Below are 21,545 nucleotides of genomic sequence, written 5' to 3'. Positions count from 1 at the left end.
TCAGTTCGCCGCGTTCATCAGGTCGAGCGCGCTCTGCTGCCGGGCCGCGTCGGTGGAGTCCAGCGGTCCGGCCCAGTGCAGCCCGTACGCGTCGAGGGAGTTGCGGTCGTTCGCGTAGGCCGTGTCCGCCTGGCGTTTGATGTAGGCGGTGTAAGGACGGTCGGACAGGCGGGAGTTGAAGGCACTCAGGCCCCGGACGTACGCGCCCTTGAAGGACGGGCCGTCGCCCCCGCAGCCGCTCGTCTCGCACGGTTCCCGCAGGATTCCACCGGAGTTGAGAGCCGTCGACGTGGTCGAGGCGTCACCGATCTGGCGTCCCGTGGTGAGCAACCCGGAATCCCCGGTCGCCCGGTACAGCTCCGACAGGCCGCCGAGCAGCACGCCCTGGTTGTACGACCACGTGGTGTCGCCGTTGTTGCCGCAGGTCGCCAGGTTGATGCCGTCGTTGACCAGATGGGAGCCGTTGATCATGCCGGTGCCCTTGAACCACGACCACTCGGCGTTGGCCCGGCCGAGATACGTCGTGTCGCCCGAGACGCGGTTGTGCAGGGCCGCGTTCAGCTCCAGGTAGAGGGAGTTGGCGATGGCGTTCTTGTAGGTCTTCGCCGTGCTCCACCACACACCACCGCCGCACGTGTTGTCCCAGTACCGGGCCATGTAATCGGCGTCCGCGCGGGCGGTGTTGAGATAGCGGGAGTCGCCGGTGAGGTCGTAGGCGTCGACCCAGGCCAGCCCCCACCAGCCCGTGTCGTCGATGTAGTCGTTGGTGAAGTTGCCGCCCTGGGCGGAGAGGTTGCGGTCGTAGGTGTTGGCGATCGCGTACTTGTAGCTGCCCATGCCCGTGACGCGGGCGTTGTCGATGAGGGCGGTCAGGGCGTTGGCCGAGTTCCACCAGCCGGTGGTGTCGAAGAGACCGGTGCCCAGGTTGTACGACTGCATCAGCGCGGTGGCGGCGGCGGTTGGGCGGCTGCCCGCGTTCCACGTCGTCCGGGCCCACGCCGTACAGGCGATCTCGGCTCGGTCCCCCGCCTTGCCGCAGGCACGGAGCGCGCCCACGCCGAGGGCGTTCCAGTCGTCGACGTTGTACATCAGGGTGCGCCAACCTCCCTGCCCCGCGGGGACGGTGGTGTCGCCGAGCTTGCTGCCCGAGCTCCAGGTTCGGCCGCCGTCGAAGGAGCGGTCGAGCCAGACCTCGTCGCCGGGGCTGCCGTTGGTGATCGAGGCCCAGCCCATCGCGTCGGTGTCGTCGAAGTGCAGGGCGATGCTGCGGGAGTAGATCGTGGCGGTCACCGGCTGGCGGTCACCCGGGGACAGCGCCGGGTCGCGGGCGTCGCAGTACTTGTTGCAGATCGACGCCTGGGCGGCGGCGGTCGCGACGCCGGTGGACACCGGCATGAACAGGGTCAGGGCGGCGATCAGGCCGGTCCCAACCCTCCTGACGCGTCGTGCTGTTGAGGTCATGCCGGCTCCATCGAGGTGGGGGGATGCGGGAGGTCAGCCCAGGCGCCACTGCTGGTTGGCGCCGCCGTTGCAGGACCAGAGCTCCAGCGCGGTGCCGTTGACGTTTCCGGCGGCCTGGTCGCCCCCGGTGACGTCGAGGCAGAGGCCCGACTGGGTGCCGGTGATCGTGCCGTTGGGGTTGACGCTCCACTTCTGGTTGGCGCCGCCGTTGCAGCCGTAGAGCTGGACCTTGGTGCCGTTGCTGGTCTGGTTGTCGTAGGCGTCCAGGCACTGGGTGCCGCCGTAGAGCCGGAGTTCACCGGCCGCGGTGATGGTCACGGCCTGGTTGGTGCCGCCGCCGCAGTCCCAGATCTCGATCTTGGTGCCGGGGGTGGTCTCGCCGTCGTAGGCGTCGAGGCAGCGGTTGGAGGAGGCGCCGATCAGCGGGTGGGTGCTGCCGACGCTGGTGCCGCTGCCGACGGAGACCCGGTACATGACCGAGCCGTGGCCGGGGACGCTCGCCGAGATGGCGCCGCCGGTGCTGCTGACGACGTGCGACCAGAGGTTGTTGAGCTGGTACGAGGACGCCGAGGGGAGTCCGGCCGCCGTCGCGGAGGTGGTGATGGTGGCGGCGGCGGAGTTCTCGTTGAAGAGGACCACCGAGACGTCGCCGCCTGCGAGGGGCTTGGAAAGGACGTGCAGGCCACCGGAGTTGGAGATCTCGGTGCCCTGCTTGCCCAGGGAGTCCTGGTCGACGGCGATGACTTCCTTGTTGCCGTAGAGCGAGAGCGTGGCGGCGGAGGCCTTGCGCAGGTCGGTGCCGGCGATCAGGGGCGCGGCCATCTCCGACCAGAGGCTGAGGTGGGAGCGGTCCTCGGTGAACGACATGCCGTTGCCGACTTCGAGCATGTCGGGGTCGTTCCAGGCGCCCGGCTTGGCGTACGCGGCGAGTTTGACGTTGGCCTTGTAGATGGACACCACCGTCGAGAAGTTGACGTTGATGTCGTCGGTCGTGCGCCAGCTGTTGCCGACGCCCGCGCCCCAGGTCCACACGTCGGCGAGGCCCCAGTTGCAGAGGCTGTAGACGATCGGGCGGCCGGTGTTGGCGAGGGCGTCGCGCATCGCGGTGTAGCGCTGTTGGTCGGGCACGTTCTGGTGGTTGCAGTTGTCGTACTTGAGGTAGTCGACGCCCCACGCGGCGAAGCTGTTGGCGTCGGTCTGCTCATGGCCGAGGCTGCCGGGGTAGCCCGCGCAGGTGGCGGTCCCGGCGCTCTCGTAGATGCCGAGCTTGAGACCCTTGCCGTGCACGTAGGCGGCGGTGCCGCTGATGCCGTTCGGGAACTTGACCGGATCGGGGACGAGTTGGCCGGCGGAGTTGCGGGCCGAGGTCATCCAGCAGTCGTCGATGTTGACGTACTGGTACCCGGCGTTCTTCAGCCCGGAGGAGACGAGGTAGTCGGCGGTCTGCTCGACGAGTTGCTCGGTCACGTTGCAGCCGAAGGCGTTCCAGTCGTTCCAGCCCATCGGGGGCGTCTTCGCGAGGCCGTTGTCGAGGGCCTGCGCGGGCGGCGCGGCGCGCAGCACCAGCAGGGCCGGGACGAGGGCCAGCAGCAGCACCATCGTGAGGGCGGCGCTCAGACGTCTCTTGAAGGGTGACGGGACGGTCATGTCGAGGTCTCCTGCTTCGCCGTGTGGGGCCGGTCGAACTCACCTTTGGAAACGTAACCATCGTGAAGGTTCCATCAGCGGAGCTGCATCGTCAATGGTCCGGACCAAAATGTCCCCGGGCGTGAACCACCCGTGCCGTCAGATGCGTTGACGACCTCATGAGTCAATGACAACGTTTCCATCATCGGCATCCATCCCGCACCCACCCGCACCCCTCGACTCATGACTTGGAGGCCTCCATGTCGCTGCGTCCCTCCCGGCGCGTGATGATCGGTTCCGGCCTGGCCGCCCTGACGGCGACGGCCGCCACACCCGCTTTCGCGGCCGAACGCCCAAGCTCCGCACGGGCGTTGTCCCGCGCCAAGGCCACGTACTCCGCGCTGAGAAGACACTTCGACGCGACCGACGGCTCCGGGCTGGTCCGCGAGCAGATTCCGGCGGCGGCCGGCGACAACCCGTACTCGTACGAATGGCCCTTCTCGCAGGTGCACACCGCCGCACTCGATCTCACCGTCGTGGACGCGGAGTTCGAGCCGGAGCTGGCGCGGCGCGCGGCGGCGCAGGAGCACCACTGGAACGCCGGCGGCGGGACGACCAAGCTGCCCGGTTACGCCTCCTACCCGGTCGCGCCGTACGGGGCGGGCGGGGACATGTTCTACGACGACAACGAGTGGGTGGGGCTGGCGAAGGTCCAGCGGTATCTGCAGACCGGGGACGCCGCCGCGCTGGCCCGCGCCAAGGAGATCTTCGCCCTGGTCAAGTCCGGTTGGGACACCGACAGCAGCCATGCCGCACCCGGCGGGGTCTTCTGGACGCAGGCCGACTGGAGCCACGACCGCAACACCGTGTCGAACATGCCGGGCGCCCAACTCGCCCTGCGCCTGCACCAGATCACCGGCGAGGCCGACTACCTGGCCTGGGCGAGACGCTTCTACGACTGGACGAACGCGCATGTGCAGAGCCCAAGTGGCCTGTACTGGGACCACCTCGACCTGCGGGGGACGATCGAGAAGACCGTCTGGTCCTACAACCAGGGCGTGCCCGTCGGTGTCGCCGTGCTGCTGTACGAGGTCACCCGCGACCGCGCCTACCTGCGCCAGGCGGAGCGGGTTGCCGCCGCCGCGTACGCCTACTACGTCACACAGGGGCGGCTGTTCACGCAGCCGGTGTTCTTCAACTCGATCTTCTTCAAGAACCTGCTGCTCCTGGAGTCGGTGACCGGGAAGGACACCTACCACCGGGCGATGGCCGACTACGCCGACCAGGTGTGGGACACGATGCGCGATCCCGCCACCGGCCTCGTGCACTTCGACACGGCCGGTGGCACCCAGGCGATCCAGCAGGCCGCGCTCGTGCAGCTCTACGCCGTGCTCGCCTGGCCGCGCGCCAAGTGGCGGACGCTGTACTGACGTTACGGGTGTCCGATCTCCCCGGTGCCGCGTGCGATCAGCTGCACCGGGAGGACGGTCCGGTGGGACGGGCTGTCGTCGCCGTCGATGCGGTCCAGCAGGATGTGGGCCGCCCGGCGGCCGAGTTCCTCGGTGTCGGAGGTGACGACGGTGACCGGGGTGGGGAGCATGTCGGCGAGCTTGAAGTCGTCGAACCCCACGACGGCGATGGAGACTTGGAGGTCACGGCAGGCGCGCAGGACGCCCTCGGTGAGGAAGCCCGTGGTGGAGAAGACCGCGGTGGGCGGGTTCGCCGAGGTGAGCAGGGCGCGGGCGGCGACCTCGGCTTCCTCGGTGGTGCCGCGGCGCAGGGTGACGACCAGCTTGTTGTCCGGCTCGATGCCGCTGCGGCGCAGCGCCTTGCGGTAGCCGCGCAGCCGTCGGCCGGTGCTGTAGTACGAGGGGGCGACGAGGATCGCGATACGGCGGTGACCCTGCTCGACGAGATGCTGGGTCGCCTTGTGTCCGCCGTCCTCGTTGTCGACCAGGACGACATCGGCCTCGGCGCCGGTGGCCGGCCGGTCCACGAAGACGATGGGCACGTGGTCGTGGCCGTTGATCTCGTTGAGGAAGGCGTGGTCGCCCTGGTCGGGGACGATGATGAGCCCGGCGACCCGGCGGCCGATCAGCTCGCCCACGGCCCGGCGCTCGACCTCGGGGTCCTCGTCGGCGGTGCTCAACAGGACCGCGTAGCCGGCCTCGTTGGCGACCTCGACGGCGGCCTTGGCGAGGGAGGCGTAGAACGGGTTGGTGAGGTCGCCGAGGAGCAGCCCGATGGTCATGGAGTTCTGGCCGGGGCGCAGGGAGCGCGCGATCTCGTTGCGCTGGTAGCCGATCGCGGTGATCGCCGCGTTCACGCGCTCGGCCGTCTCCTCGCGGACCGTGCCGATGCCGTTGACGACGCGGGAGACGGTGACGACGGCGACTCCGGCCCGCTCCGCGACATCGCGCATCGTGGGCCTGGTGTTCTGACGGTGCGGGGGACGACTGCTCACGTGAGTTGAAGACCAACCTTCCATCGCGTACCGGGGCCGGGACCGCCCTCAGGATACGTATCGGGTCCCGGCCCGCCGCTCGGCCCGGGACGCTAACCGTTGTTCTTGATCACATCGTTGATCTTGTCGGTCATCGTCTGCAGGTCGGAGAGCGGCTTCTTGCCGTTGAGGATGTCCGGCCAGTAGGCCGTGATCAAGTCATTCGACTGGCTGGCCCACTGGGTGGTGAAGCGCACGCCGATGGTGGTCGGGGTGTTCAGTCCCGCCTTGACGGTGGCCGCCACGGTCGCCTGCCCGGCCTTGCCGAGGGCGCCGAAGTAGGCGTTCTGGGCGGAGAGATAGGCCGGGGCCGCGACCGGGGAGTCGGGCAGCACCTTGGTCCACACCGTGGAGTCGAGGTACTTGAGGACCTTGAAGGTGGCGTCCGCGTTCTGGGTGTACGACGGGGTGCAGATGCCCACGGCGTCGTAGAGGGTGGCGGGTTTGGTCACCTGGGGCAGGGGCGCGAAGCCGTACTTGATCTTCGGCTTGTCGGTGAGGAAGCCGGCGGCCAGCCACTGGCCGCTCCACAGCATCGGGATCTGTCCGGCGGCGAACAAACCCTGCTGGTTGCTGATGTCGTAGCCGGGCGGCGCGATGGCACCGCTCTTGATGCCCGCCACCACCTTGCCGACGCCCTCGGTGTAGGTCGGGTCGATGGTCGTCCTGGTGGGCTGGTGCACGTTGTCCGCGAAGGGCTTCCCGCCTGCGGACAGAGCGTACGTGCTGAGGGAGAACGGCCCGTCGGTGGAGGTCAGCGCGTCGGCGACCAGGCCGTACTTGGCGCCCTTCGCGTGCAGTTCGGCAGCCGCGGCGAACATCTGGTCCCAGGTCCAGCCGGCGGTGGGCACCGTGACGCCGGCGGCCTTGAAGGCGTCGATGTCGTACCAGATGCCGTAGGTGTTCAGCAGGGAGGGGACGCCGCCTATCCTGCCGTCGGCGGTCTTCCAGTTCTTCATCGTGGACGAGACGAAGCTGCTCGCGCCGAAGTCGCTGGAACCGGAGAGCCGGGAGGCCCAGTCGGTGAGCAGGCCCTGGCTGGTGTACTGCTGCTCGGTGTCGTTGCCGCACCAGAACAGGTCGGGCAGCTTCTTGGCCTGGGTCAGGGCCGCGAGTTTGTCGCTGTAGTTGCCGTTCGGGGTGTCGACGCGCCTGACCGTGATGTTCGGGTCGTGGAAGCCGGTCAGGGCCTGGTCGATGGCCTTGTTGGTGGCTGCGGACTCCCAGGTCATGAGGGTGACCGTGGCCTTGCCGTCCGACTGCTTCCCGGACGAGCCGCCACAGGCCGCCGTCGCGAGCAGGCCCCCCGCCGACAGCAACACTCCGGCGCAACGGATCCATCGTTTCATCGTGGCCTCCTGATACCTGGCTGGCATACGGCTCGTAGGTGGGACGGGATGGGACGGGACGGGTTGCGGATCAGCGCTGGTTGACGGTGCCCAGAGCGCTCAGTCCTTGGATGAAGTAGCGCTGGGCGACGAAGAACACGATCAGTGGCGGAAGCATGTAGAGCAGGTTGGTGGCCATGTAGAGGTTCCAGTCCGGGGTCTGGCCCGCGAACTGGGTGACGAAGGAGGCCATGCCCACGCTCAGCGGCCACTTCTGGGACGAGTACAGGTAGATCAGCGGGTTGAGGTAGTCGTTCCAGGACATCTGGAAGGCCAGGATTGACATCGTTATCCAGGCGGGCTTCGTGATCGGCAGCATCACGCTGAAGAAGATCCGCGCGTGCCCCGCGCCGTCGACCTTGGCCGCCTCGTCGATGGAGTGCGGGATCGACAGGAAGTACTGCCGGGCCAGGAAGATGAAGAGCGGATTGCCGCCGAGGAAGGCCGGGACGATCAGCGGCAGCCAGGTGTCGTACCAACCGATGTCCTTGAAGAGCTGGAACAGCGGGATGATGCCGATCACCGGGGGCAGCAGCATGCTGCCGACGAAGACGTAGAACCACACCTTCCGGCCGGGGAAGCGCAGCCGGGCCAGCGCGTAGCCCGCCATCATCGACGTCATCACCCCGCCGATCACCGAAAGACCGGTGATGACAAGGGAGTTGAGCAGCAGGCGCGGGAAGTGGATGACCTTCGGGCCGTCGATGAAGTTCTTGAAGTGGAACTCGTGCGGCAGCAGTTTCGGCGGGACCTCGAAGACCGCCGAGGGGCCCTTCAGCGCGACGGTGAGCATCCAGAGGATGGGCAGGATCATCACCGAGCTGATCAGCAGCGCGGTCGCGTACCAGGATGCTCTGCGTACGGCTCTGCGGGGCGGCTTCGTCGGTGGGGCGGCCGGTGTCGGCGCGGTCGTCGGCGCCCTGGTGACGTCAGGAGACGTGGTCACTGTAGGTCCATATCGACGAGAAGCGGGCGGTGGCGGCGATCACGACGACGACGACGAGGAAGAGCACCCACACCTGGGCGGAGGCGTAGCCGAACTGGGAGACCTGCCCCAGCCGGGGGAAGCCGTTGTCGTAGATCGACAGCATCAGGGTCCTGGTGCTGAACCCGGGGCCGCCCTGGTTGTCCGGCGAGAGGATCTTCGGCTGGTTGAACGCCTGCAGAGCCGTCACCATTTGCAGGACGACCTGCAGGACCATGATCGGGCTGATCAGGGGCAGGGTGATCCGGAAGAACACGGTGCGGGGGCCGGCGCCGTCGAGCCTGGCCGCCTCGTACAGCTCGGTGGGGACGGCCTGGAGCGCGGCGAGGAAGATGATCATCGTGGAGCCGACGCTCCACAGCATGACGATCACGATCGACGGCATCGCCGAGTCGTCCCCCGACAGCCACTCACTGGTGGGCAGGTGTAGCCAGCCCAACACCTGGTTGGCCAGACCGACTTGGGGGTTGAACACGAACTTCCAGAGCGTGATCGTGGCGACCACGGGCAGCACGACCGGCAGATAGCACAGGGTGCGCAGCAGTCCGACGCCGCGCATCCGCTGGTTGCAGAACACCGCCAGGGCCAGCCCGATGGCCAGCGACAGCGGCACGTACAGGACGACGAGCAGCAGCGTGGCACGCACCGACGGCCAGAAGGACGGGTCGGTGGTGAACATGCGGTGGAAGTTGTCGAGGCCTACGAACTTCGGGTCGGTGAGGCCGTTGTAGGCGGTCAGCGCGAAGTACGCGGACCGGAACAGCGGGTAGACGACGAACGCCGTGAAGCCGATGAGCGCCGGCGCCAGGAACACGTACGCGGCCAAGGTGTCCGAGGACCTCTTGGGCGATCGTCGCCAGGGTCGTCCCAGGCGGCCCGGACTCCTCCGGCCGGGCGGCCTGTCCACGGGCGGTACGGCGGTTCGCGTCTCTTGGTGCGGAGCGGCTGTCACACGCGCTCACCTTCTTCCTCCGAGGAGCTGACGATCACTCGGATCACGCGGACCCGATCGTCTGGTGGTCGTCGGCCCGCTCAAGGTAACGTTTCCATTCCCTGGCGATCACACCGTGGCGCACGCCACATGAGGGAGTCAAGAGGCGCGATGGTAACGTTTCCCGGATCAACATCCGGAACAGTGTGGGCAGTTCCGGAGTCGCTGAGCACGCTTGGGCGGCGGCTGGCCGGTGAGTTGCGGGGCGGTCCGGCGGGGGAGATTGTCGAGCGGTGCCTGACCAACACGTGGGCCACGTCGATGAGTTGGGGGGCTACGGCGGGCGGGGTGTCGGGGGGTCTGTCCGACGGTTTCTCGGGAGGTGCGGCGGGTGGGCCGTCAGGTGGGCCGGCGAGCGGTCTGCCGGACGGGGTGTCGAGTGGTCCGGCGGGTGGATTGCCGCACGGTCCGGCGCGCGGGTTGGCGAGCGATCTGCCGGGCGACGTGGCGGGGGGATTGCGGAGGCGTTCGGCGCACGGGGGACCGGACGGGTTGTCGGGAGATCCGGCACGGGGATGGGCGGCCGGGATGTCGGGAGGTCCGGCGCACGGATTGTCAGCCGGGATGTCGGACGGTCCGGCGCACGGGGTGACGGCCAGGGTGTCGGACGCGCCGTCGGAGGTGTTCGTGAAGACCGGCGACATCCCGGCGATGTGGCTGCGCGACAGTACCGCACAGGTCCGCCCCTACCTCGCCGTGGCCACGGACCCGGAGGTCGGTGACGTCCTGGCCGCCGTCTCGCGCCGTCAGATCCGCTGCGTTCTCATGGACCCGTACGCCAACGCCTTCAACGACGGCCCCACCGGCGCGCACGGCGAACCCGGCGATCTGCCCACGCCGGGCGACTGGGTGTGGGAGCGCAAGTACGAACTCGACTCCCTCTGCGCGCCGTTGCAGCTCGCGTACGCGCTCCGCCGGGCGACGGGCCGCGAGGACCATCTCGACGAGGCGTTCCACCGCGCCGCCTGGCTGATCGTACGGCTGTGGCGCGCTGAGCAGTCGCACGCGCACGGGCCCTACCGGTTCGTCCGGCCGACCGGACCCTTCGCCGGGGACAGTCTGCCCCTCAACGGCCGTGGTGCGCCGGTCGGTTGGACCGGGATGACATGGTCGGGCTTCCGGCCGAGCGACGACGCGTGCGTCCATGGTTACCTGGTCCCGGCCAACGCGCTGGCGTCGACGAGTCTGCACGGGCTCGCGGAGTTGGCGGCGGCGGTCCTCGACGACACCGAACTCGCCCACGAATGCCGGCGGTTGGCCGACGAGATCGATGCCGGAATCCTGGCGCACGGGGTAGTCGAGGCAGACGGCGCCTCCGTCCTCGCCTACGAGGTCGACGGCCTCGGCGCGGCCCTGCTCAGTGACGACGCGAACCTCCCGAGCCTGCTGAGCCTGCCGTTGAGCGGCTGGTGCACTCCCGAGGACCCGCTGTACCGGGCCACCCGACGCTTCGCGCTCTCCGAGGCGAACCCCTCGTACTTCAGGGGGAGTTACGCGTCCGGAATCGGCAGCACGCACACGCCGGACCGACACATCTGGCCGCTGGCAATCGCCACAGCCGGCCTGACAGGCAGCGCGGACGAGGCGGCGCGGGCCCTGGAGACCCTGGCCGCCACCACCGCCGGTACCGGCCTGATGCACGAGAGTTTCCATGTCGACGCGCCGGGCCGGTTCACGCGGGACTGGTTCGGCTGGGCGAACGCGATGTTCTGCGAGCTTGCCCTGGAGGTGTGCGGGGGTGGGGTGCGGCATTTCTTTCCGGTGCATCCGCGGGCGTTGCCCGGCGGGTCGGGGGCGGGGGGCGGGGTGGCGTGACGCTGCGGCAGCCGCCGGGGCTGATGATCGGGCGTCGACCGAGCCCGCACAATTGAGCGGGCCCGGGCTGGGAACTCCCCTTGCCGCACGGCCTGTTCCTGACTCGGCTTCGCCACCAAGCGTCGGTACCGCCGCCCCCAACCGAACCAACAACGATCGTCGAGTACGCCGACGGGCATCCCGTGCGCCCGTACCGCGTGATCGACGACGGCTGGACCGAGGGTGGCGGTTCCGCGCCCGGCGGGCCCCTGGACACCGGACTGCCGGGCGTGTTCGAGGACATGGCGGAGATGTCCGCCCGGGTCGCGGAGATCGGCGCTCGGCCCGGGCTGTGGTTCCGGCCGTTGTTGCCGAGGACCGAGACCGGTGCCGTCCGGCCCGGCATGCTCAGGGACTCCGGTTTACCGCTCGATCCCTCGCTGGGCGTGGCGCTCGATGCGGTCGCCGAGGACGTGACCCGGTTCCGGGACTTGGGGTGCGAACTCATCAAGCGCGACAGGTCCCGTACCGGTGCCGAGATCCTGGTCCGGCTCTACCGCACGATCGTCGAGGCCGCCGGGGACGACGCCGTGGTGATCGGCTGCGACACGGTCGGGCATCTGGCCGCGGGGCTGACAACGGTGCGGCGGTGCGATGATGACACGTCCGGGCGGAGTTGGGAGCGGACCCGGCGCACGGGGGTGAACACGCTCGCGTTCCGACTGGCCCAGCACAACAGGCTGTTCACCGTGGACGCGGGCTACGTGCCGTGCACACCGCGGACCGACTGGAACCTCAACCGGCAGTTCCCGGACCTGGTGGCGCGCTCGGGTGCGGCCCTGTTCGTGTCGGTGGATCCCGCCGCCCGCACGGACCGTACGGCTCGCGTTGGACGGCGGGCAGGTAAGACGGGATGGAAACGTTAGCAGCGACAGGGCCACACTAATGGTCTGGACCGCTGTCGCCTCTGTGCTGTGCCGACCGGCGTCACTCCCTTGTCACCTCAGGACGAACCTCCGTCGCCCAGGACTCAACTCCCGCAAACAGAACGGCGATCCCTCGGTCCGCTCCCGAATCGCTGCCATATTCGAGAACCACTTCGGAGGTGGCTGTGACGCTAGAGGCGACGACATCCCTGACGGCGGTGACACCCGCGGCGGACGGCACCGCCGGACGCATCGGTGATCTGGAACGCCGTCGGGCGCGGGCAGTTGCCACGGCCGCGCCGAGAAGACAGGGCGCGCTCGGTGCGCGGGAGCGCATCGAACGGCTGCTGGACGCGGGCTCGTTCGCCGAGACCGGCGGCTTCGTGCGGGCCAGAGCGGTCGGCGACGGTGCCCAACGCCCTTACGGCGACGGGGTCGTGACCGGGTACGGCACGGTCGACGGACGGCCGGTCTGCGTGTTCGCGCAGGACTCCACGGTCTTCGGCGGCAGCATGGGCGAGGCCTTCGGCGAGAAGACCGTGGCCCTCATGGAGCTCGCCCTGAAGACCGGCTGCCCGGTCGTCGGCCTCAACGACTCCGGCGGCGCCCGCATCCAGGAGGGCGTCAACTCCCTCGCTCTCTACGCCGAGTTGGTGCGCCGGAACGTGAAGGCGTCGGGGGTGATCCCGCAGATCTCGGTCGTCCTCGGCCCGTGCGCGGGCGGTGCCGCGTACTCCCCCGCGATCACCGACTTCACCGTGATGGTGGACGGCGCCTCGCACATGTTCGTCACCGGGCCCGACGTCATCGAGGCGGTCACCGGCGAACGCACCACCGCCGAGGAATTGGGCGGCGCCCGCACCAGCAACTCCGTGAACGGCAACGCCCACTTCCTGGCCGCCGACGAGGGCGACGCGCTCGACACCGTACGCGACCTGCTGTCGTACCTTCCCGCCAACAACCTGGAGCGGCCACCGGAGTTCGCGCCCGGTTCCGTCGCCGACGGGTCGCCGCTCGACGGGATCGTGCCCGACCGGCTGGGCCAGGTCTACGACATGCGGGACATCCTGCACGCGGTCGTCGACGACGGTGAACTCCTGTATGTGCAGGAGCTGTTCGCGCCGAACATCATCTGCGCACTGGCCCGGGTCGAGGGGGCGAGTGTGGGGGTCGTCGCCAACCAGCCGCTGCACTCGGCCGGTGTCCTCGACATCGACGCCTCCGAGAAAGCGGCACGGTTCGTACGGTTCTGCGACGCGTTCGGCATCCCGCTGCTGACCTTCGCCGACGTCCCCGGCTACCTCTCCGGCGTGCGTCAGGAGCGGGGCGGCATCATCCGGCGCGGCGCCAAACTCCTCTACGCGTACGCCGAGGCGACCGTCCCGAAGGTCACCGTGGTGGTGCGCAAGGCGTACGGCGGCGGGTACGCGGTGATGGGCTCCAAGCATCTCGGCGCGGACCTCAACCTCGCCTGGCCCACGGCCCGTATCGCCGTGATGGGCGCGGAGGGTGCCGTGGGCGTCCTGCACCGGCGCCAACTCGCCGCCTCCGCCGACCCCGAGGCGCTGCGGGCCGACCTGGTCGCCGCGTACGAGTCGACGCACGGGACGCCGTACCTCGCAGCCGAGCGCGGGTACGTCGACGACGTGATCGCCCCGCGCGACACCCGCGTCCATGTCGGCCGTGCCCTGCGCGCGTTGCGTGGCAAGCGTGCCCCGATGCCGGAGCGGCGGCACGGCAACATCCCGCTCTGACCGCCCTGTTCACCTCGTTCGCTCGTCAGCCGACACCGCGATGTTCCGCGATGTGAGGAGTCACGCCCGATGGACAGCCGCCGCCCCCCGCTCGCGCCCGCGTACCGGACTCTGCCCGAGTACGTACGGCACTGGGCCGAACTCACCCCGGACCGCCGGGCGTTCACGTTCGTCGACCATCCCGCCCCCAACTCCCTTGGTGTGCACCGCACTCTGACCTGGCAGCGCCTGGATCTGCGGGTACGGGCACTGGCCGCCCGGATCGCCGACCACGCCGAACCCGGATCGCGGGTCGCCCTGTTGTGCCCGCAGGGGACGGACTACATCACGGGTTTTCTGGCCGCGCTGACGGCCGGGATGGTCGCCGTGCCGCTGTATCCGCCCGGACTGCCCGGTCAAGGCGACCGGCTGGTGGAGGTGTTGGGCGACGCGCGCCCGTCGGTCGTGGTGACCACCGGTCGCGCCCTGCCCGAGGTGACGGACTTCTGCGAGCGCGCGCGGGTGACAGTCCTCGCGGCGGACCAGGTCCCGGACTCCGCCGCCCTCAACTGGCAGGCACCGGTACCGGATTCGGCCGCGATCGCCTACCTCCAGTACACCTCCGGCTCCACCCGCGCTCCAGCCGGCGTGGAGATCACGCACGCGAACGTCGTCGCCAACGCCCGCCAGGCGCTTGCCGCTTACGGCGCCGACACGCATCCGATGACGTGCGTGGGCTGGCTGCCGCTCTACCACGACATGGGGCTCGTGCTGAGCGTCGCGGCCCCGGTCGTACGCGGCCTGCTGTCGGTGCTCATGGACCCGGCCGCGTTCCTGCGCGAACCGGCACGCTGGCTGCGGCTGTTGGCCGCCCATCCGCAGGCGCTGAGCGCCGCGCCCAACTTCGCCTACGACTACTGCGCCTCCGCCGTCACCGGGGCGCAGAAGGAGGGGCTGCGGCTGGACGGGGTCGCCGCACTGATCAACGGCAGCGAACCCGTCCGGCCCGGCACCGCCGACCGTTTCCAGGCCGCGTTCGCCGCGCAGGGGCTCGCGGCGGAGGTGCACTGTCCGTCGTACGGGCTCGCCGAGGCCACCGTCTTCGTCAGCGCCGCCCGGCCCGGCAGCCCGCTCGGCCGGTTCGCCCTCGACCGTGACGCGCTCGCCGCCGGAAAAGCCCTGCCCGCACGGCCCGAGGACCCGCGCGCCGTACTACTGGCCGCCTGCGGAACGCCAGTTGGGCAGCGGGTGCGCATCGTCGATCCGGTCGCCCACGCCGCGCTGGCCGAGGGGGAGGTCGGCGAGATCTGGGTGCAGGGTCCCAATGTGGGGCGCGGCTACTGGAACAACGCGGCGCAGACCGAGCGCGTCTTCGGCGCCGTTCTCGGCGAGGAGGCGCCGGGCGGTTGGCTGCGCACCGGCGACCTCGGGACCGTGCTGGAGGGGCAGTTGATCGTCACCGGCCGGCTCAAGGACCTCATCGTCGTCGACGGACGCAACCACTATCCGCAGGACGTGGAGGCCACCGCCCAGGACGCGCATCACGCCGTACGACGCGACCGGCTGGCCGCGTTCGGCGTGCCGGGCGGCGCGGGCGAGCGGGTGGTGGTCGTCGCCGAGCATGCCCGCACGACCAGCCTCGCCGACATCGACGTACCGGCCCTGACGCGTGCCGTGCGCGCGGCCGTCTCCGCCCGGCACGGGCTCCGGCTCGCCGACATCGTCCTCGTCGCGCCCGGCACGGTCCCCCGCACCTCCAGCGGCAAGGTGTCCAGGTCCCTGACCCGCACCCGGTACCTGGAAGGCGCCTACACGGCGGAGACCGCGCCATGACGGCCGCCGACACGAGAGCGCTGCTGCGCCGCCGGATCGCGGAACGGGCCGCCGAGTGGAACAACACCCCTGTCGACGACGTCCCGTTGGACCGACCGCTGGCCGACCTCGGCATGTCCTCGCGGGACGCGGTCGTGCTGGCGGGCGAGTTGTCCTCGCTGACGGGCCACGAGCTGCCGGCGACCCTGCTGTGGGAGGCGCCGACGGTGGACGCGCTGGTGGAGCGGGTGTGCGGTACGGCCACGGCAACTGCCGTACCAGAGCGCCCTGTTGCTATGACACCGGGCGAGCCGGTGGCGGTCATCGGGGTGGGCTGCCGACTGCCGGGCGGGGTCCGTGGCCCGGCCGACTACTGGCGCTTGCTCATCGACGGTGTCGACGCGATCGGCCGCGTCCCCGAGGACAGATGGGCCGACTTCACGGCGTTCCCGCCCCCCGAAACCCCTTCGCACGGCGGCTACTTGGACGACATCGCCGGGTTCGACGCCGACTTCTTCCGCATCACCCCGCGCGAGGCCGCGGTGATGGACCCGCAGCAACGCATCCTCCTGGAGGTCGTCCGCGAGACCCTCGACCACGCCGCCGTCCCCGCGACCTCCCTGGCGGGCACGGCAACCGGCATCTACGTCGGCGTCTCGGCCCCGGAGTACGGACAGCTCACCGGCGCCGACGCGAACGCCGTCGACCCGTGGGCCCCGGCGGGCGCGGCGCTCAGCGTGACGGCGGGCCGACTGGCGTACGTGTTGGACACCCGCGGCCCCAACATGGCTGTGGACACGGCCTGTTCGTCCTCCCTCGTCGCCGTGCACCAGGCTTGCGTCAGCCTTCGCACCGGCGAGACCGACACGGCGATCGCCGCCGGAGTCAACGTCCTCCTCTCCCCCGTCGTCGGCATCGCCTTCGAACGAGCGGGTGCCCTCGCCCCGGACGGCCGCTGCAAACCGTTCTCCACGGCGGCCGACGGCATCGGACGTGGCGAGGGCTGCGCGGCGGTGCTGCTGAAGCGGCTGTCCGACGCGGAACGGGACGGCGACCGTGTCCTCGCGGTGATCCGCGCGACCGCCGTCAACTCCGACGGGCGCTCCAGCGGCCTGCTCGCCCCCAACCCGGCTGCCCAGCAGGCCCTGTTGGCCACCGCGTACGCACGCGCCGGACTCACCCCGGCCCACATCGACTACGTCGAGGCGCACGGCACCGGCACCCCGCTCGGCGACCCGATCGAGGCGGGCGCGCTCGGCGCGGTACTGGGTACGGGCCGTGACCCCGAACAGCCGTTGCTGCTCGGCTCGGTGAAGGGCAACCTCGGTCACCTGGAATCCGCGGCGGGCATCACCGGCCTGGTGAAAACGGTCCTCGCCCTCCACCACGACCTCGTCCCACCATCACTCCACGGCAACTCCCTCAGCGACACACGGCTGCGCGTGGTCACCGAGCCCGAACCGTGGCCCCGCTACGGCGGTACGGCCACCGCCGGCATCTCCGGCTTCGGGTTCGGCGGCACCAACGCCCATGCCGTACTGGAGGAATGGCGGCCCGCGCTGCCCCCGTCGGAAGAGTCCGCCGCCCGTCTCCATCTCCTCTCCGACGTCGACACCGAGCGGGTCCGCGACACGGCGTCCCGTCTCGCCGCGTGGCTCGGTACGCCCGAAGGGATCGCCGCCCGTCCCGCCGATGTGGCGCGCACGCTCGCCGGACGGGTGGGGCGCGGGCCTGTTCGCGCTGCGGTCGTCGCGCGGGACAGGGGCGAACTGGCCGCTGCGCTCGGCGCGTTGGCCCAGGAGCGCGGCCCGGATGCGCGCGTGGTGACCGGTGACCGTGATCTCGTAGGACGGGGTGCGGTCTGGGTGTTCTCGGGATACGGCAGCCAGTGGACCGGCATGGGTCGCCAACTGCTCCTGGAGGAACCGGCCTTCGCCGCCGCCGTGGAGAAGCTCGACGCGCAGGTGGCTGACGTGTTCGGCTTCTCCCTCCACGAGCGCCTGGTCTCCGCCGGGGAGCTCGACCACCTGGACGTCGCACAACCCGTCCTGTTCGGCGTCCAGTTGGCGTTGGCCGAGCTGTGGCGGTCCTACGGCGTCGAGCCGGTCGCCGTGATCGGCCACTCCCTGGGCGAGGTGGCCGCCGCCGTCTGCGCGGGCGCGCTGGACGTGGCGGACGCGGCCCGGGTCGTCGCCGTACGGGCGCGGCTGCTGGGGCGGTTACACGGGGGCGCGATGGCCGTCGTAGACCTGGATGACGGTGAACTCGCCTCCCTGGAGCGGGACTTTCCGGGTGTGAATGTCGCCGTCCACTCCTCGCCCCGACAGAAGGTCGTCACCGGTGACGAGATGGCGGTCGCGCGGTTGGTGCGGCGGCTGGAGGAGCGGGGGCGTGCCGCCCGGGTCATGCGGGTGGTCGGCGCCGGACACTCACCTCAGGTGGACCCGCTGCTGCCGGAACTGACCGAGGCCCTCGCGGATGTCCGGAGGCGGCCACCGCGCATCCCTGTCTACTCCACCGTGCTCCACGACCCGCGCGGCGCCTGCGAGTTCGATGCCGATCACTGGGCCGCCAACCTGCGTCGGCCGGTACGTCTGGACCGTGCCCTCGCCGCCGCCGCCGCGGACGGACACACCGCCTTCGTCGAGATCTCGCCGCATCCGGTCCTGGCCAGATCCATCGCCGACAATGTGCCCGGCGCTCTCACCGTCGGCACACTGCGCCGCGACGCCGACGGATCCGCGGCGTTTCTCGGCCAGTTGGGGGCTTTGTACGCGGCTGGACTGAACCTGCCCCTACCACCCGGCCGGGTCATCGACCTCCCCGCTCCGCGCTGGCGGCACGTCCGGTACTGGTGGACCGACGGCCGAACTCCCGTCGTGGCGACCGCCGCACACCGTTGGACCGAGCCGGGCCCAACAGCCGTAGAAGACTCGGTGACCTCTCGCGTCAGCCATCACATCGCCGCCGTCACCGGCCACCCGGCGGCCCGAATCACCCCCGCCACGGCGCTGACCGACCTCGGTCTGGACTCCCTCATGGCCGTTCGCATCCGGACCGCCCTGCAACGCGACTTCGGTGTCGAGCTGCACCTGCGCGATCTGTTCGACGCTGTCACGGTCGCCGAAGTGGCGGACCGGATGGGTCAGTTGGTTGACACGCCATCCCATCTCCCGCCGCTCTTCCTCTTCCACGCCGCCGGTGGGACCACCGACGTCTACCGCGCACTCACCGAACACCTCGGCGAGGACCGGCCGGTGCACGGACTGGACCGGATCGAGGACGCCCACACCGTTTCCGAGAAGGCTCGTCGCTACGTCGAGGCGATCACCGCCGCTCATCCCAAGGGGCCCTGCGTGCTGACCGGTTGGTCCTTCGGCGGCTTCGTGGCGCAGGAGACGGCGCGACAACTCACCGCCGCCGGGAGGGACGTCGAACTCGTCGTGCTCATCGACTCCGTACGGCCCCTCCCCCAGCCCGACCGCACCCCCGCCGACCGCACCCGCGCGCATCTCACGGGCTTCGCCCGGCACATCGCCGACACGTACGGGGTCCAACTCCCCCTGCCCTACGACGAACTCGTGGCGTTGGACGACGACCACGAGCGCATCGACCTCGTGCTGCGCACCCTGCGCGGAGCCGTGAAAGTGCCGCCGGCCGCGCTGGAGCACCAGCGTGCCTCGTACTTGGATCTGCGGATCGGCGAGGCACATCAACCGGGCCGGTACGAGGGGCCGGTGGTGCTGTACCGGGCCACCGAACCGGCTCCGCACACCGTGCGCGACCCGGCGTACGAACGGGACGACGACGCGCTCGGCTGGGACGAGGTGTGCCCGCGTCTGACGGTCGTACCGGTGGCGGGGCACCACCTGTCGCTGCTCGACCCGCCGTACGTCGACGAGATCGCCGCCCATCTGCGGCGGGTGCTCGCCTCTCCGGAGGGACCCGCCGAACCAGCCTGAGGAGCCGCCATGCCGCACCACCACCCCCACGGGATGTCCCGACGCGCCGTCACAAGGGCCGGCGCGGCCACGGGACTTGCCCTCCTGTTCGGTGCCACGGCCGCCGTGGGCCGGGCCCGGGCCGCGACACAGATCTCGGCGCGGACGTTCGACGTGTCCGTGTCGTCGCCCGCGCTGGGCCGCAGCGCGCCGGTGCGGCTGATCCTGCCGTCGGACTTCGACGCGCAGCCCGGGCGGACGTATCCCGTGCTGTATCTGCTGCACGGGGCGCACGACGACTACACGTCCTGGACGCGGGAGACGGACATCGAGGCGTTCACCGAGGGCCGGGACCTGATCGTGGCGATGCCGGACGCCGGACCGACCGGCATCCCGAGCGCTTGGCGGGACGGTCCCGACTACGAGACCTTCCAACTCACGGAGGTTCCGGCGCTGTTGGCGCGCGACTACCGGGCGTCCGGTGTGCGGGCCGTCGCCGGGGTGTCCACCGGGGGCTACGGTGCGATGGCGCACGCGGCCCGTCACCCGGGCGCGTTCACCGCCGCCGCGTCGTACAGCGGCATCCTCGACACCACGGCCCCCGGGGTGCCCTCGCTGGTGGACGCCATCGTGGCCCGCGAGAACCTGGCGCCGCGCACCCTCTGGGGCAATCCCCTTCTGGACCTGCTGACTTGGCAGGCCGCCAATCCGCGTGCCCGGGCCGGCGGGCTGCGCGGGACACCCTTGTACGTGTCCAACGGCAGTGGTGTGGCCGGGGGTTCGGGCGACTGGCTGCCCGAGGCGTTGGAGAGTCTGCTGTGGCCCTCCGCGCACAGTTTCACCGGCGTTCTCGCCCTGCTCGGCATTCCGGTGACCACGCACTTCTACTCGGGAGGAGGCCACAGCTGGGCTTACTGGAAAGGGGAGTTCACCACGTCGTGGCCGATGCTCGCCGGTGCGCTGGGGCTGCCGGAGTGATGTCGGTGCAGCCGGGGCACGGAACGGAGCGCAGGGGACGACCGTCCAACACGGGACGTCCCCCTCGTCCCACGGGCAACAGTCCGTGGGCGAGCCGCCTCCGGGGGAAAGGAGTGTCCGTCGTGGCTGTCCCCACCCCGCGCGGAGTACCCACCGAGCCCCGAACCGCCCTGGTTCCGCCCGACCTTGCCGAGCTGCTGCGCGCCCAACTCGCCGTCGTCTCCGACGAGGTGGAGAACGTGGTGCGCAGGGAGGTCCCCGAGTACGCGCGGCCGGCCGACGGCACCTATCGCGAGAACCTCAGGTCCGGGGTGGTGCAGGCGCTCACGCTGTTCGTCGACCACATCGCGGACCCGCACGGCCAGAACGCCGCGATGGCGGCGGCGTACTACGCGGAACTCGGGCGCGGCGAGGCACTGGAGGGCCGCAGCCTGGAGGCACTTCAGTCGGCGATCCGCGTCGGCGGGCTGCACGCCTGGCGGCTGATGGGGCGTACCGCGGAGGAACTCGGCCTGGATTCGGCGGTGGTGGCCGCGCTGGGCGAGCTGGCGTTCCGGACCGTGCACGAGGTCGCGGAGGCGGCCGCCGCCGGGTATGCGGAGGCGCAGTCCCGCAGCACGGACGAAGTGGAGCGGCGCCGCCGCCGGCTGCTAGAACTCCTGCTGGGCGAGAGGCCGGTGGCCCCGGAGGCGTTGCAGGACCTGGCGCACGGCGCACGGTGGCGGGTGCCTTCGCAGGTCGCCGTCATCGCGCTGGCGGGCCCCGCCGACCCGCGTGCGGAGGACCGGCCGCCGTCGATGCCGGGCGCGCTGGCGGACATGGAGTCACGGCCGCCGCGCGTGCTGGTGCCGGACCCGGAGGGCTACGGCCGGTTCGGCGGGCGGTCGTTCGTCCTCGGCCTGGGCGGCCGTCCGGCGGCGATCGGTCCTACGGTCCCGGTCGTCGAGGCCGCGCGGTCGTTGCGCTGGGCCACGCGGGCGCTGGGGCTGATGGGTCGCGGGGTGCTGCCCCGGCAGGGCGTGGTGCTGTGCGCCGACCATCTGTCGACGCTGTTGCTGCACAGCGACGAACCGCTGCTCGCCCAGCTGGAGTTACGGGCCCTGGCACCGCTCGACGCCGCTTCAGAGGGTCAACGCCCGCGGCTGGCCGAGACGTTGTTCGCCTGGCTGCTCAGCGGCAGCAACGTCCCCGATGTCGCCGCCAGGCTCCACATCCACCCGCAGACGGTCCGCTATCGCCTGCGCCAGTTGGAGAAACTCTTCGGCGCGTCGCTGCACGATCCCGGCACCCGGCTGGATCTGATCCTCGCGCTGCGTTCGGCGGATTTACGGGAGGGCGACCGCGACTCACGAAGCGGTGACCGCGACTCACGGGGCGACAAAAACAGGGAGAGTTTCTGAATTCCCG

The 21,545-nt window shown here is 70.4% G+C and carries 14 protein-coding genes; 8 read left to right on the top strand and 6 right to left on the bottom strand.

Annotated features, from left to right (window positions below):
• On the bottom strand, positions 1-1,461 hold the full coding sequence (locus OG226_RS42735) for a glycoside hydrolase family 76 protein (protein WP_329352095.1): 1,461 nt from the start codon (positions 1,459-1,461) through the stop codon (positions 1-3).
• A gap of 33 nt (positions 1,462-1,494) precedes the next feature.
• Positions 1,495-3,108, bottom strand: coding sequence for a glycoside hydrolase family 27 protein (locus tag OG226_RS42730; protein WP_328684934.1), 1,614 nt, complete (start codon positions 3,106-3,108; stop codon positions 1,495-1,497).
• 239 nt (positions 3,109-3,347) lie between these two features.
• Here OG226_RS42730 and OG226_RS42725 point away from each other — a divergent pair, with 239 nt between their 5' ends.
• Entirely contained in the window at positions 3,348-4,517 is a 1,170-nt protein-coding gene (locus tag OG226_RS42725) for a glycoside hydrolase family 76 protein (RefSeq protein WP_329352094.1), read from the top strand.
• 2 nt (positions 4,518-4,519) lie between these two features.
• On the opposite strand, the gene OG226_RS42720 is transcribed toward OG226_RS42725, so the two are convergent.
• The 4 genes from OG226_RS42720 to OG226_RS42705 all read right to left on the bottom strand — a co-directional run bounded on the left by OG226_RS42720 (position 4,520) and on the right by OG226_RS42705 (position 8,789).
• On the bottom strand, positions 4,520-5,551 hold the full coding sequence (locus OG226_RS42720; protein ID WP_329352093.1) for a LacI family DNA-binding transcriptional regulator: 1,032 nt from the start codon (positions 5,549-5,551) through the stop codon (positions 4,520-4,522).
• 92 nt (positions 5,552-5,643) lie between these two features.
• The gene (locus OG226_RS42715; RefSeq protein WP_329352092.1) at positions 5,644-6,939 is read right to left on the bottom strand and encodes an ABC transporter substrate-binding protein; all 1,296 of its coding nucleotides are present in this window, start codon (positions 6,937-6,939) and stop codon (positions 5,644-5,646) included.
• 70 nt (positions 6,940-7,009) lie between these two features.
• Positions 7,010-7,924 carry a carbohydrate ABC transporter permease gene (locus OG226_RS42710; RefSeq protein ID WP_328684930.1) on the bottom strand — a complete coding sequence of 305 codons (915 nt, stop codon included), beginning with the start codon at positions 7,922-7,924 and terminating at the stop codon, positions 7,010-7,012.
• A complete protein-coding gene (locus OG226_RS42705; protein ID WP_329352091.1) occupies positions 7,908-8,789 on the bottom strand; it encodes a carbohydrate ABC transporter permease in 882 nt (293 codons plus the stop codon). Before OG226_RS42705 ends, OG226_RS42710 begins: the two co-directional genes overlap by 17 nt.
• A 729-nt stretch (positions 8,790-9,518) precedes the next feature.
• Here OG226_RS42705 and OG226_RS42700 point away from each other — a divergent pair.
• The 7 genes from OG226_RS42700 (at position 9,519) to OG226_RS42670 (ending at position 21,538) form a co-directional block, all read left to right on the top strand.
• Positions 9,519-10,769 (top strand): glycoside hydrolase family 125 protein, encoded by a 1,251-nt coding sequence (locus OG226_RS42700; RefSeq protein ID WP_329352090.1) that lies wholly within the window; start codon positions 9,519-9,521, stop codon positions 10,767-10,769.
• 182 nt (positions 10,770-10,951) lie between these two features.
• Positions 10,952-11,674, top strand: coding sequence for a hypothetical protein (locus tag OG226_RS42695; RefSeq protein ID WP_329352089.1), 723 nt, complete (start codon positions 10,952-10,954; stop codon positions 11,672-11,674).
• A gap of 218 nt (positions 11,675-11,892) precedes the next feature.
• Complete coding sequence (locus OG226_RS42690) at positions 11,893-13,428, top strand: acyl-CoA carboxylase subunit beta (RefSeq protein WP_329353686.1); 1,536 nt, start codon at positions 11,893-11,895, stop codon at positions 13,426-13,428.
• A 69-nt stretch (positions 13,429-13,497) separates the two neighbouring features.
• Positions 13,498-15,240, top strand: coding sequence for a fatty acyl-AMP ligase (locus OG226_RS42685; protein WP_329352088.1), 1,743 nt, complete (start codon positions 13,498-13,500; stop codon positions 15,238-15,240).
• Complete coding sequence (locus OG226_RS42680; RefSeq protein ID WP_329352087.1) at positions 15,237-19,181, top strand: acyltransferase domain-containing protein; 3,945 nt, start codon at positions 15,237-15,239, stop codon at positions 19,179-19,181. Before OG226_RS42685 ends, OG226_RS42680 begins: the two co-directional genes overlap by 4 nt.
• A 9-nt stretch (positions 19,182-19,190) precedes the next feature.
• On the top strand, positions 19,191-20,138 hold the full coding sequence (locus OG226_RS42675) for an alpha/beta hydrolase (protein ID WP_329352086.1): 948 nt from the start codon (positions 19,191-19,193) through the stop codon (positions 20,136-20,138).
• Between the two features lie 122 nt (positions 20,139-20,260).
• The gene (locus tag OG226_RS42670) at positions 20,261-21,538 is read left to right on the top strand and encodes a PucR family transcriptional regulator (RefSeq protein WP_329352085.1); all 1,278 of its coding nucleotides are present in this window, start codon (positions 20,261-20,263) and stop codon (positions 21,536-21,538) included.
• The last annotated feature ends 7 nt before the right edge of the window (positions 21,539-21,545 follow it).

The organism is Streptomyces sp. NBC_01261 (genome assembly GCF_036226385.1).
GTDB lineage: Bacteria > Actinomycetota > Actinomycetes > Streptomycetales > Streptomycetaceae > Streptomyces.
The sequence above is the reverse complement of the archived record's forward strand: the minus strand, read 5'-3'. Positions and strand labels throughout refer to the sequence as shown.

Coding starts and splice junctions, on each gene's coding strand:
- OG226_RS42735 (WP_329352095.1), bottom strand. CDS start 1,461: ATGACCTCAACAGCACGACGCGTCAGGAGGGTTGGGACCGGCCTGATC.
- OG226_RS42730 (WP_328684934.1), bottom strand. CDS start 3,108: ATGACCGTCCCGTCACCCTTCAAGAGACGTCTGAGCGCCGCCCTCACG.
- OG226_RS42725 (WP_329352094.1), top strand. CDS start 3,348: ATGTCGCTGCGTCCCTCCCGGCGCGTGATGATCGGTTCCGGCCTGGCC.
- OG226_RS42715 (WP_329352092.1), bottom strand. CDS start 6,939: ATGAAACGATGGATCCGTTGCGCCGGAGTGTTGCTGTCGGCGGGGGGC.
- OG226_RS42700 (WP_329352090.1), top strand. CDS start 9,519: ATGTCGGACGGTCCGGCGCACGGGGTGACGGCCAGGGTGTCGGACGCG.
- OG226_RS42685 (WP_329352088.1), top strand. CDS start 13,498: ATGGACAGCCGCCGCCCCCCGCTCGCGCCCGCGTACCGGACTCTGCCC.
- OG226_RS42680 (WP_329352087.1), top strand. CDS start 15,237: ATGACGGCCGCCGACACGAGAGCGCTGCTGCGCCGCCGGATCGCGGAA.
- OG226_RS42675 (WP_329352086.1), top strand. CDS start 19,191: ATGCCGCACCACCACCCCCACGGGATGTCCCGACGCGCCGTCACAAGG.